This is a genomic window from Oribacterium sp. HCP28S3_H8 (genome assembly GCF_052064775.1).
Taxonomy (GTDB): domain Bacteria; phylum Bacillota; class Clostridia; order Lachnospirales; family Lachnospiraceae; genus Oribacterium.
Genome location: NZ_JBQHUZ010000009.1, coordinates 23764 through 35472 on the forward strand (window position 1 = coordinate 23764; position 11709 = coordinate 35472).

The following is an 11709-nucleotide window of genomic DNA, read 5'->3' on the forward strand; positions in this document are numbered from 1 at the left end:
GCCGGAGGCAAAGATACTCCGGCGGGCTATTTTTATGCCCTTTGAAGTTAAGCTTGCATGAGTGGAGTGAAAATTGTACGGAAATTATGGATTTGCATGAGATGCAGATGAATTTGCACAGTGGATGTCAGCTTCCGGGACTATCTGTAATAACTTAAAGATATATTATATCAGATTAACATTACCGTGGCTTTGAGATAAGATTACAAAAGTGATGTATCTGGTCATCAGACAATTCAGGTAAATAGGAGCGTGCAAGGAAGTACGCATTATGCCGCGGGTATTAAGTATCAAGCATCATGCAACCGGCAATAGCATTATGCAACTGGCAGCGGGCATCAGGCATCAGGCAATAGAACGGGTAAGGATATGACAGAAAATCAGAATAGAAGCTGGCTTAAAAAAGGACTTAGAGATGGGATCCCGATCGGACTTGGATATCTGGCGGTTTCCTTTGCGCTTGGCATTTCCGCTAAAAATGCGGGGCTGACCGCATTTCAGGCAACGCTTGCGAGCCTCCTCTGCAATGCCTCGGCTGGTGAATACGCAGGCTTTACGGTCATTGCGTCCAACGCGCCGTATTTTGAAATGGCGCTGATCACATTGATCATCAATGCACGTTATCTCCTGATGTCTGCAGCGCTCAGCCAGAAGCTGCCCGAGCATACATCCTTTCTCCATCGACTTGGACTTGGATATGTGATTACCGATGAGATTTTTGGAGCCTCTGTCACGGTAAAGGGCTGGCTCAATCCTTTTTACAACTACGGGCTGGCTTTGTCGTCGTTAAGTCTCTGGGCGATCGGAACCTGCCTTGGAGTTGTTGTGGGTAATGTCCTTCCGGACAATGTTGTGAGTGCACTCAGCGTCCTGCTATACGGCATGTTTCTTGCCATCATCATTCCACCTGCACGAGAAAACAAGGTAGTCCGTGGAATGGTGGCGATTGCTATGATCGGAAGCTTTGCATTCTCACGGCTTCCCTATCTTTCGGCGTTATCCAGCGGCAACAGAATCATCATCCTGACAGTGGTGATTTCCCTCATAGCAGCAATACTGTTTCCAGTGCAGGAAGAGCAGGAAGCAGAGCAGATCCCGGATAAAATCCAGGAGGAGAAAGGTATCAAGGCATGACAAACACAAGACTCAACCCCTATATTTACATCTTTATCATGTTTGCAGTGTCATATATCATCCGTGTGCTGCCGCTGACACTGATCCGGAAACAGATCCGCAACCGTACCATACGCTCGTTTTTATACTATGTACCATATGTCACACTTGCGGTCATGACATTCCCTGCAATCATGGATGCGACAGAGCAGCCATTAGCGGGACTGATGGCACTGGTGGTCGGCATGGTCATGGCATGGCGCGGGCTGGGGCTTTTTCCGGTTGCCATCGCCTGCAGCGTGACAGTGTTTATATTGGAAAGCGTCTTATAACGACGAAGACTGCATTATTTCTTCAGCGCTGCGTAAATCTCCCGCTTGGAGACACCACGGTCTTTGGCGACCGCCTTCATTGCGTCCTTCTCTGACATCCCCTTGGCAAGATAATGCTGCATATGCTCCGGGATCGAGAGCTTTGCCCAGTCGTCCTTAGCCTCCTGATCCTGCTCCGCCCAGGACTTCCCTTCAATGACAAGCACATATTCGCCCCGGGGCTCCTCCAGCTCGTACCGCGCCAGCGCTTCCGAAATTGTCGTGCGGATCGCTTCCTCATGCTTCTTGGTAAGCTCCCGGCAGAGCGAAATCTTCCGGCTGCCGCCCAGTGTCTCTGCGAGATCCGCCAGTGTTTTTTTAAGATGGTGCGGTGCCTCATACAGGATCATCGTGCGCGTCTCGTGCGTAAGCTCCTCCAGAATCCGCTCCCGCTCCCGCTTCTCCGCCGGCAAAAAGGCTTCAAATGCAAACCGCCTCGTGGGCAGTGCGGATATTGTGAGCGCGGTAATCAAAGCCGCCGGTCCCGGCAGGGATGTGATGCGAATGCCAGCTTCCGCGGCTTGCCGCACGAGCTCTTCTCCGGGATCGGAAATACAGGGAGTTCCGGCATCTGTGATGATGGCAACATTTTTACCATTCAGCACTTCCTGCACAAGGTAACGAGCCTTGTCAAACTTATTGTATTCGTGATATGCCGTCATCGGAGTCTTGATTTTAAAATGATTTAAAAGCTTGATGGAATTGCGGGTATCCTCCGCCGCAATGAGATCGACGGATTTAAGACATTCCAGCACCCGGTAGGTAATATCCTCAAGATTTCCGATCGGCGTCGCGCAGACATAAAGAGTTCCAGTTTCCATAGTTGTGTCGATATTCTCCTATATAAAAAGCAGATGTCTATAAAAATGCAGATGGCAGATAAAGTTTCCGTCGTACAAGACTGGCAGCCAGGATTATCCTACCACATTCCTGTAGGAATCCGGTAGAAATTCTTAAAATCTATGCGCGAGCTTGCAAATAAAAAACCGCTTCGTTATAATGCACATTGTATTTTCGGCACGAGCAACGCTTCGGCGCAGGCATTTGCAGACTAAGACAACGAGACATCCAATGTATGCGCCTCCGTGGAAATTTGCGGCAAGCGGCGTAACGTGCGTTTGTAATATAAAAAGGTATTCAGCAGCATAAAAAACCAAGGAGTTATGTATGAAAAAGTATTTACTTATGCTTCTTATTGCAACAGGCGTTATGATGACGGCAGCAGCCTGCGGCGGCAAGTCCGGCGCTTCAGTTGAGACGACAGCAGCAGGTCCGTCCGCGCCGGAGTCAACCGCGGAGGAAACCGATCCGGACAACGGAATGCCGCTCAGCAAGCAGCCGGATCCAACCGCGGAAGTGCTGGCTTCGATCGTGGTTTATGCGCCGGATGATAGTGGCAAGGTGAGTGAAATCATGGACGCAGCTTCGGAGCTTACCGAGGCAAATGTCATCGACCTTTTGAAGCAGCACGGAACCATTGGAGACAGCACAACCTTTGTAAGTCTTGATACAGAGGACACCAAGGAAACTGTAGCAGCAGGCCCGGGTGTATCCTCAACGGATTCTCAGACGGTGAAAAATGGCACACTGACCCTTAGCGGCTTTACTGCAGGCAAGGGACTTGACGAAGCCACTGCCAAGCAGGCTGTGATTGACACCTTTGCTGCAAACTTCGGACTTGGAAGCGTCAAGCTGGTGCTTAAGTAAGTCTGCCCGGTATCTTTTGCTGTCGGGTATTTTAGCTCGTCTCCCTCAAGTACTCTCTTACAGTCATGATCCGGACCTGCACCGGAGCAAGTCCCCGGACGGTGAGACGCGCGGCGGCTTCCGTTTCCGTGTTGAGCCCCGCGATCGCGTCATCCAGCCAGATAACCGGAAATCCAAGATCCACAGCATCAAAAAATGTGGCAAGGACGCAGCACTCTGCGACAACCCCGGTGAGCACAACACGCCCGCCTGCATTCACACAGGTCTCTGCCAGATGGCGGAGCTCCGGAGCGCGCAGAGAGGAGTAGCTTGCCTTGGTATAGATCGGAAAGCGTCGGATGTCCCCATCGGGACAGGACTTTTTGCCATCGGATCCCTGCTGCCGGCAGACGATGGGTGCGAATGCATCTACCAGAGCGTTCATCCCGGGGTCCGCATTGATGGCTTCATTTGCCTCATTATATGCTGCCCAGCCATGCACGGCATTTGGATCTGCAAGAAACTCCGTAAAAACAACCTGTGGATGTATCTCCGTTTCCGGCAGTATCTGTGCTCTGGCGCTTGCGTTTGTCGTTTCCCGTGTAAACGTAGGAAGCGAAGCGTTATCCTGAGGGAGCGCATGGAGTAAATCCTGGATTTTACGGATTACCTCCGGCATGCGTTCGCAGCCCCAGGGATTTCCCGGGAGATAGACCTTCTGCATATCAATTACAAGAATCAGATCCGCTGCTTTCATACTATGCATCCCTTTCTTTTCCAGTTAAATAAACCGAATGTTCGTGGTTCACTGATGTCAGTTTAGCAGTCCAGCTGACGCTCTGCAAGCTTACAAGACCAGTCAACACAAAACTTTACAGAAAAAGTTGACAATTGACAATCCTGGTGTAAACTGAAATGGACACATCTCGGAAAGACGTATTTCAGCATCATTTTACAGGTGCCAGGATATGCAGGATTCTCTGACAGGACAGGCCTTTACAGGCACCAGGATACGCAGAGCTTTCAGACAAGTTATGCTTTGCAGGCACTGCCAGGCATTTACAGGGGGAAGGATATGGAGAAGCTTTTTAAAACAAGATTTACTACGGCAGTGATCGTGCTGATCCCGGCATGCATCGGCATCAATTATCTCGGGAAGCTTTTTGCGGCGGCATTGAAGCTCCCGCTATGGCTTGACTGTATCGGCACCTGTATCGGCGCGGTACTCGGCGGACCAATCATCGGCGGCATCTGCGGCGCAGCCAACAACCTGATCTATGGTCTTACCACTGGAGACAACATCACGCTGATCTATGCGCTAACCTCCTTTGGCATCGGTGTCGGCGTCGGTATCATGGGACGGCTCGGATTTATGAAAAGCGTCGGCGGCGCGATCCTGACGGCGGTTGTCGGAGGTCTTGCGGCTGTACTCATTTCCACACCGTTAAATATTATCTTCTGGGGCGGCACCACGGGGAATGTCTGGGGAGATGCGGCATTTGCGGCAACACAGGCGGCAAACATGCCGGTATGGCTCGGTTCGCTGATTGACGAGGTGCTGGTGGATGTGCCGGATAAGCTCGTCACGCTCCTTGTTGCCTATTTCATCCTGAAGGGACTTCCGAGGAAGCTTACGGCGCTTTATGATGTCAACGCGGAGATCGAGCACCTTGACTGAGTGAGATTATATAGTAAAATCATATAGTTAAATCGTAAAAGTAAATATCTAAAGTACATTATTTGCCTTCGGCGGATTGCATATAGCGTGCGGTCCGCCATTTTTTATAAGTAAAGGACGACATTTCCATGAAATCCATCAGCCTTTATACCCATCGTTCATGCTGGCTTACCCGCCTGCATCCTTTTACAAAGCTTTTTTATCTGCTCGCCGCGATCCTCGTGCCGCTGCTTTCCGGGCGACTCTCTATGTTTCTTGTGACGATCCTTGTGAGCCTTTGTATACTGCATAGCTGCCACCTCTTACGGAAAGCGTTTCCGCTCGTTGCATTTTCATTCACCATTATCCTGACCGTGGTGCTGATACAGGGACTTTTTAATCAGAAAAATCAGACGCTGCTTGTGCAGATCGGCATGCTCCGCTTCTATCAAGAGGGACTTATGTATGCTGCGCACATCGGACTCAACATCTTAAACATGCTGCTCTCCTTTGCCATCCTTGTCCTTACCACCAAGCCGGCGGAGCTTGTCGAGGAGCTGGAAAAGAAGGGCTTCTCTCCGAGATTCGGATACATCATCAATTCCGTATTTCAGATCATCCCCGAGATGATCGGCACCATGCATACCATTCAGGATGCACAGCGGAGCAGAGGCATGGAGACGGAAGGGAAACTCTCTACGCGGGTCCGGGCATTTCTGCCGCTGATTTCTCCCGTAGTCATGAGCGCCCTCACATCCACCCGGGAACGGGCGATCGCGCTGGAGGTCCGGGGCTTTGGTGCATCAACGCACAAAACATATCTGTATACACACCCTTATGGCAAAGCAGATAAGCTTATCAAGTGGCTGAGTATTGCTGCAATCCTGCTTGCACTGGGATGGAGGATGGTGACATGGCTTTAATCGAAGTAAAGCATCTGAAATATCGTTATCCGGGCGCCCGTGACCTTGCGCTTAAGGACATAAGCTTCACCGTGGAAAAGGGAGAGTTCCTCGGCATCGTCGGAGCCAACGGCGCAGGCAAAAGCTCGCTCTCGCAGGCGCTGCTCGGGCTGATTCCGCAGTTTTATAAGGGTGCATATGGCGGGTCCGTGTTTGTGGAAGGGATGGATACTGCCCATGTGCTGACCTCAAAGATCTGCCGGAAAGCAGGACTTGTCTTTCAGAATCCCTTTAATCAACTCTCCGGAGCCAAGGACACGGTATATGATGAAGTTGGGTTTGGACTTCAGAATTTTGGCGTTGAGCCGGAGGAGATCCGCCGCCGGGTTCAGTCCGTGCTGGAGAGTCTTGGCATCTGGGAGTTTCGGGACCGGAACCCCTTTGACCTCTCCGGCGGACAGCTGCAGCGGGTTGCGATTGCATCCGTGCTTGCGATGACCCCCGACATTTTGATTCTGGATGAGCCGACCTCGCAGCTTGACCCGGAGGGCGCGGAGGAGGTGTTCCGCACGGTGGATGAGCTGACAAAGAGCGGGATCACGATCCTCATGATCGAGCAGAAAATCGAGAAGCTTGCAGGCTACTGCGACCGTGTGCTGCTGATGCATGAGGGACGTTTGATCGATGCGGACACGCCCCGGAAGCTGTTTTCACGCCCGGACCTAAAGGATTACGGTGTGAAGCCACCTGTGGTGACAGAGTTTGCGGCGCAGACCGGCATTCACTTCCCGGACGGAAGCTGCCCTGTGACGGTGGAGGAGTCCCACACCTTGCTTAAGACCGCGCCGTATCGGGATCGGATTCCGGAATTTAAGGAGCGGCTCCGGGAGATGGAGGTGCCTGCCACTGCTGCAATTACGGCGAATGTCTCCGCCGCCCTGTCCCCACAGGCGGAAGCTGATGCATGCGAGGAAACCCTCCGTGCGGAGCACATCTGCTTCTCGTATGTTAAGGGTACGGAGATTTTGCGAGAGCTGAGCCTTACGCTGGATCACCGTCCGACAGCTATTATCGGGCAGAACGGCGCCGGCAAAACCACTCTGGTCCGGATTTTAAAGGGACTGCTCCGACCGGAATCCGGGACCATCACCTACCGGGGAGAGAGTCTCGCCGGTAAAACCGTGGCAGAGCTTGCCGGACGGATCGGCTATGTATTTCAGAATCCGGATGACCAGATCTTTAAGTACAGCGTTAAAGAAGAAGTCATGTTCGGACCGAGGAATATCGGTATGTCCAGAGCCGAGGCGGAGAAATGCGCCATGGAAGCGCTTACTACCGTCGGGCTGGAGCGCTTTGCAACGGTAAACCCGTATGATCTGGAGCTCAGTCAGCGGAAGCTTGTGGCGATTGCGTCTGTGCTCGCCATGAATCCGGATGTGCTGATCCTGGATGAGCCGACCATCGCGCAGGATGCGAGGGGCAGAGACAAGCTTCGGGAGATCATGGAAGCGGAAACCCGGAAGGGGAGACTCGTGCTCGCAATTTTGCATGACATGGATTTTGTGGCAGAGAGCTTCCAGAGGGTTATTGTCATGGCGCATGGCGAGATCCTCGCGGACGGCAGCCCGGAGGTGATTTTCCGTCAGCAGGACATCCTTCAAAAGGCAGCGCTCGCTGCACCGCACCGCCTGGAGCTTATGGAGGCGCTGGAGACAGTGATAAACGTACCCGAGCTGCCACATAGTTGACAAGCGCTATTGATTTCAACTATTATGGATGAGTTAACAGCGTAGAACTACCTCCTGTTGACGGAAAGAAACATCGGAGATCCGATTACAGAAGACCTTCGAAATTGAAATCAAGATCAGGTTGCCTTCCATTAGGGCAATCGGAAAGAGTGAGCTATGGAAAAGAAACCGTATTATATTACCACGGCGATTGCCTATGCATCCGGCAAGCCGCACATTGGAAATACTTATGAAATCGTACTGGCGGACGCCATTGCGAGATATAAGAGATTTGAGGGCTATGACGTCCGTTTCCAGACAGGGACCGACGAGCATGGTCAGAAAATCGAGCAGAAGGCAGAGGCTGCCGGCAAGACCCCGCAGCAGTTTGTCGATGAGACCGCCGGAGAGATCAAGACCATCTGGGATCTCATGAATACTTCCTATGATAAATTTATCCGTACAACGGACAAGTATCATGAGCAGCAGGTGCAGAAGATGTTTAAAAAGATGCACGACAAGGGCGACATCTACAAGTCAGAGTACGAGGGCTGGTATTGTACCCCGTGTGAATCCTTCTGGACGGACTCTCAGCTTGTGGACGGCAAATGCCCGGACTGTGGCAGACCTGTGACCCGTGCCAGCGAGGAAGCGTATTTCTTTAAGATGAGTAAATACGCCGATCGTCTCATGAAGTATTATGACGAGCATCCGGAGTTTATCCAGCCGGTATCCCGTAAAAACGAGATGGTCAACAACTTCCTGAAGCCGGGTCTCCAGGATCTCTGTGTTTCCCGGACCTCCTTTAAGTGGGGCATCCCTGTAAAGGAGGACCCGAAGCATGTCGTATATGTCTGGCTCGATGCCCTCACCAACTATATTACCGGTCTTGGCTATGACTGTGACGGAAATTCCGACCCGCTGTTTGAGAAGTACTGGCCTGCGGACCTGCACCTTATCGGTAAGGACATCATCCGCTTCCATACCATTTACTGGCCGATCTTCCTGATGAGTCTGGATCTTCCGCTGCCTAAAAAGGTCTTTGGTCACCCATGGCTTCTGACTGCAGCAGGCAAGTCCCAGGAAGGCATAAAGATGTCCAAGTCCCGTGGCAATGTCATCTATGCGGATGACCTTGTACGCCTGTTTGGCGTGGATGCCGTGAGATTTTTTGTCATTCACGAAATGCCGTATGAGAACGACGGCGTGATTTCCTGGGAGCTCATGGTGGAGCGCTATAACTCCATGCTTGCCAATATCCTCGGAAACCTTGTAAAGCGTACCATTTCCATGAGCAACAAGTACTTTGACGGCGTGGTCGAGGACAAGGGCGTTAGAGACACCATGGACGAGGATCTTAAAAATACGATCTTTGCCGCAGTAAAGACAGCAACCGACAAGATGGATACCCTCCATGTTGCCGATGCGCTTACTGCTGTGTTTGACATTTTCCGCCGTTCCAACAAGTATATTGATGAGACGGAGCCGTGGGTGCTTGCCAAGGATCCTGCCAAGGCAGATCGTCTTAAGACCGTGATGTACAACCTGACCGAAGCGCTCAACATCGGAGCATCACTTCTCGAAAGCTTTATGCCGGACACAGCCGACGCGATCTTAAACGAGATTCACGCGGAGAAGCGTTCGCTTGCAGACATGGACCGCTGGGGACTGTATCCGTCCGGCACAAGAGTGACGGATGCTCCGGCTACGCTGTTTGAGCGTAAAAAAGAGGAGGATGTACTTAAAGAGGTTGAGAAGATCGAGGCTGCACAGATTGCCCAGTTTGAGGCACAGCAGGCCAAGGAAGCAGCGGCGAATGCTTCCGGCGCGGCTAAGTCCGCAGGGGCTTCCAATACATCCGGAGCAGAAGGTGCGGATGCTTCCGCTTCTCCGGCGGACGATGGCATGCCGGAGGGTCTGGATGCTGAGGGAGATGCGCTGCCGGATACCAAGGTATCTGACCCGGAAAAAAAGGCAGAGGTCACCTATGATGACTTTGCAAAGCTTGAGTTCCGGATCGGTAAGATCCTTCATGCTGAGGAGGTTCCGAAGTCCAGTAAACTGCTTCGCTTTACTGTGCAGCTTGGCTCGGAGACACGCACCATTATGTCCGGCATCAAGAAACACTATAAGCCGGAGGACCTTGTCGGGAAGCGTGTCATGATTGTTGCCAACCTTGCACCACGTAAAATTGCCGGTGTGGAATCCCAGGGCATGATTGTTGCCGCTGAGGATGACGACGGAAACATCGCACTGATGACACCGATGTCCAAGATGCCATCCGGCTCTATCATCTGTTAAAACCTATGGTCAGTTACCAGAGTGCTCTCAAAAAAAGCAGAAAGGGACCTGGCGTATCCGCAGCCTTTTTAAAGCTGCTTGCTCTCGTAACGATGACGATCGATCATTTTGCGGTCGTCATCATCCGAAACGGCAAGCTCTACGGATATTCGCAGGAATACTATCAGATGGCCATCGCTACCGAGACAGGGCAGCGATGGCTTAGGCTGTATACGCTCTGCCGCTATGTAGGCAGACTGTCCTTCCCGATTTTTGCATTTCTCCTGGTGGAGGGCTTTATCCACACATCCGATTTCTGGAAATATTTCCGGAGAGTCTTTATCATGGCGCTTCTTGCCGAGGTTCCCTACGATCTCTGCTTCTATAATGAAACCTATAACTTCGCTGCGCAGAATACCGGTTTTACCCTTGCCACGGCGCTTCTTGTGATGTATTTCATGAAACGATGGAGATCGCATGTTGAGCTTAAGTGGCTCTTGGTGATTGCAGGCTGTGCCATTGCAGAATACCTGCACTTTGATTACGGTGCACTGGCGATCCTTATGATTTCGCTCATGTATAACTTCCGTAAGGAAAAGAACCTGAGCATGCTGAGTCTCGCTGTTTTTTCTGCTATTAATTCCAAGGAAACCTACTGTCTTGCTGCGCTTGCTGCAATCCCGGTATTTTTTTATAACGGAGAGCGAGGTCGTTTCCGCCTCCATCGCTTCCCATACTTCTATTACCCGCTGCACCTTGCGGTCATGTATCTTATGATTTACATCGGCTCGCTGATCACCACATGATCCAGAGGATCGTAAATTCAGAAACCTGCCTTATGGAGAGAAAAAAAGAAGTATCTCGACCAAGCAAACACATTGCAGTAGAAAGAAGTTTTTATATGAAATTAGATCCAGCTTATATTTTTGACACGCATACTCATCTTATGGATCCAAAGTTCTCCGGAGAGACAGAGGATATCATTGCGGATCTCCGGGCGCATCATGTGCAGGGGTTTACGGAGATTGGCTTTGATCTTGCATCCTCCAGAGAGGCAGTAAGACTTGCAGAGCATTATGCGGCGCTCCGGCAGCAGGCAGTGGATTTACATGTGGAAAATGTGGATAAGATGCCGGAAGTCTACGCGGCGGTAGGCTTCCATCCGGAGCATGCAGATCAGGTGAATGCCTCCGCACTCGCAGAAATACGTCGTCTCGCGGCATCGCCGAGGGTCGTTGCGATTGGGGAAATCGGGCTGGATTATCATTTTACCCGGGATGCTTATCGCAAGGCAGCGGAGCTTGCCGGCAGGGAACCGGACCCGGAAGATCTTGCAAGTGCAGATCCGGAGCCGGATATCCAAAGAGATAGCTTCCGGCAGATGCTGCGCCTCGCAAGGGAGCTTGGAAAGCCTGTAAACATTCACAGCAGAGACGCGGCACAGGATACCTATGATATCCTTGTGGCAGAACAGGGCTATGAAAACAGCGGTATCCTGCATTGCTTCGGGTACTCGGTGGAAATGGCGGATCGTTTTGTCAAACTCGGGATGTACCTGGGGATTGGCGGTGTTGTGACGTTTAAAAATGCCCGGAAATTAAAGGAAGTAGTGGAAAAAATTCCGCTCGAGCATCTTGTGCTGGAGACGGATGCTCCCTACATGGCGCCGACGCCATACCGCGGGACGAGAAATGATCCCCGGAATCTGCCGTATATTGCCGCTGCAGTTGCAGAGATTAAAAAGATGCATCCGGAGGATGTGATCCGGATTACCACGGAAAATGCAGCAAGAGTCTACCGCATCGGATGATTCTTAACCTGAGCTATAAAAAAGCTCTGGCGACCATGATGTCCAGGTGAATCCGCGGCACATGAAAGTATCTCTTTAGTGCTGCTATGTTCCCATCCTGACACGGTTCGGAGCCTCTCATTGCGCGGGACCCGGACATCATGCTCGTCAGAGCAAAGCTAAG

11 protein-coding genes and 1 other RNA gene are annotated in these 11709 nt (G+C 51.5%); 9 read left to right on the forward strand and 3 right to left on the reverse strand.

The features are described from left to right. Positions 1-369 precede the first annotated feature (369 nt). Entirely contained in the window at positions 370-1134 is a 765-nt protein-coding gene (locus tag ACTNEN_RS10905) for an AzlC family ABC transporter permease (RefSeq protein ID WP_441206460.1), read from the forward strand. Beyond that, positions 1131-1445: an AzlD domain-containing protein gene (locus ACTNEN_RS10910; protein ID WP_441206461.1), complete on the forward strand. Its 315-nt coding sequence runs from the start codon at positions 1131-1133 to the stop codon at positions 1443-1445. The genes ACTNEN_RS10905 and ACTNEN_RS10910 overlap by 4 nt, the downstream gene beginning before the upstream one ends. A 14-nt stretch (positions 1446-1459) precedes the next feature. On the opposite strand, the gene rsmI is transcribed toward ACTNEN_RS10910, so the two are convergent. Further along, positions 1460-2305, reverse strand: coding sequence for a 16S rRNA (cytidine(1402)-2'-O)-methyltransferase (gene rsmI / locus ACTNEN_RS10915; protein WP_441206462.1), 846 nt, complete (start codon positions 2303-2305; stop codon positions 1460-1462). 346 nt (positions 2306-2651) lie between these two features. Here rsmI and ACTNEN_RS10920 point away from each other — a divergent pair, with 346 nt between their 5' ends. Next, positions 2652-3191 (forward strand): hypothetical protein, encoded by a 540-nt coding sequence (locus tag ACTNEN_RS10920; RefSeq protein ID WP_441206463.1) that lies wholly within the window; start codon positions 2652-2654, stop codon positions 3189-3191. A 31-nt stretch (positions 3192-3222) separates the two neighbouring features. On the opposite strand, the gene ACTNEN_RS10925 is transcribed toward ACTNEN_RS10920, so the two are convergent. Continuing rightward, entirely contained in the window at positions 3223-3927 is a 705-nt protein-coding gene (locus ACTNEN_RS10925) for a cysteine hydrolase family protein (RefSeq protein WP_441206464.1), read from the reverse strand. 318 nt (positions 3928-4245) lie between these two features. Between ACTNEN_RS10925 and ACTNEN_RS10930 the strand changes: the two genes are divergently transcribed. The 6 genes from ACTNEN_RS10930 to ACTNEN_RS10955 all read left to right on the forward strand — a co-directional run bounded on the left by ACTNEN_RS10930 (position 4246) and on the right by ACTNEN_RS10955 (position 11546). Further along, positions 4246-4848 carry an ECF transporter S component gene (locus tag ACTNEN_RS10930; protein WP_441206465.1) on the forward strand — a complete coding sequence of 201 codons (603 nt, stop codon included), beginning with the start codon at positions 4246-4248 and terminating at the stop codon, positions 4846-4848. Positions 4849-4976: 128 nt separating this feature from the next. Next, on the forward strand, positions 4977-5750 hold the full coding sequence (locus ACTNEN_RS10935; protein WP_441206467.1) for an energy-coupling factor transporter transmembrane component T family protein: 774 nt from the start codon (positions 4977-4979) through the stop codon (positions 5748-5750). After that, a complete protein-coding gene (locus ACTNEN_RS10940) occupies positions 5741-7477 on the forward strand; it encodes an ABC transporter ATP-binding protein (RefSeq protein WP_441206468.1) in 1737 nt (578 codons plus the stop codon). Before ACTNEN_RS10935 ends, ACTNEN_RS10940 begins: the two co-directional genes overlap by 10 nt. Before the next feature lie 156 nt (positions 7478-7633). After that, positions 7634-9757 carry a methionine--tRNA ligase gene (gene metG, locus ACTNEN_RS10945; RefSeq protein WP_441206469.1) on the forward strand — a complete coding sequence of 708 codons (2124 nt, stop codon included), beginning with the start codon at positions 7634-7636 and terminating at the stop codon, positions 9755-9757. A 5-nt stretch (positions 9758-9762) separates the two neighbouring features. Then, the gene (locus tag ACTNEN_RS10950; RefSeq protein WP_441206471.1) at positions 9763-10542 is read left to right on the forward strand and encodes a TraX family protein; all 780 of its coding nucleotides are present in this window, start codon (positions 9763-9765) and stop codon (positions 10540-10542) included. Between the two features lie 95 nt (positions 10543-10637). Further along, a complete protein-coding gene (locus tag ACTNEN_RS10955) occupies positions 10638-11546 on the forward strand; it encodes a TatD family hydrolase (protein ID WP_441206473.1) in 909 nt (302 codons plus the stop codon). Positions 11547-11583: 37 nt separating this feature from the next. Here the strand turns inward: ACTNEN_RS10955 and ffs are convergent. Then, positions 11584-11683: signal recognition particle sRNA small type (gene ffs / locus ACTNEN_RS10960), an RNA gene on the reverse strand. Positions 11684-11709 lie beyond the last annotated feature (26 nt).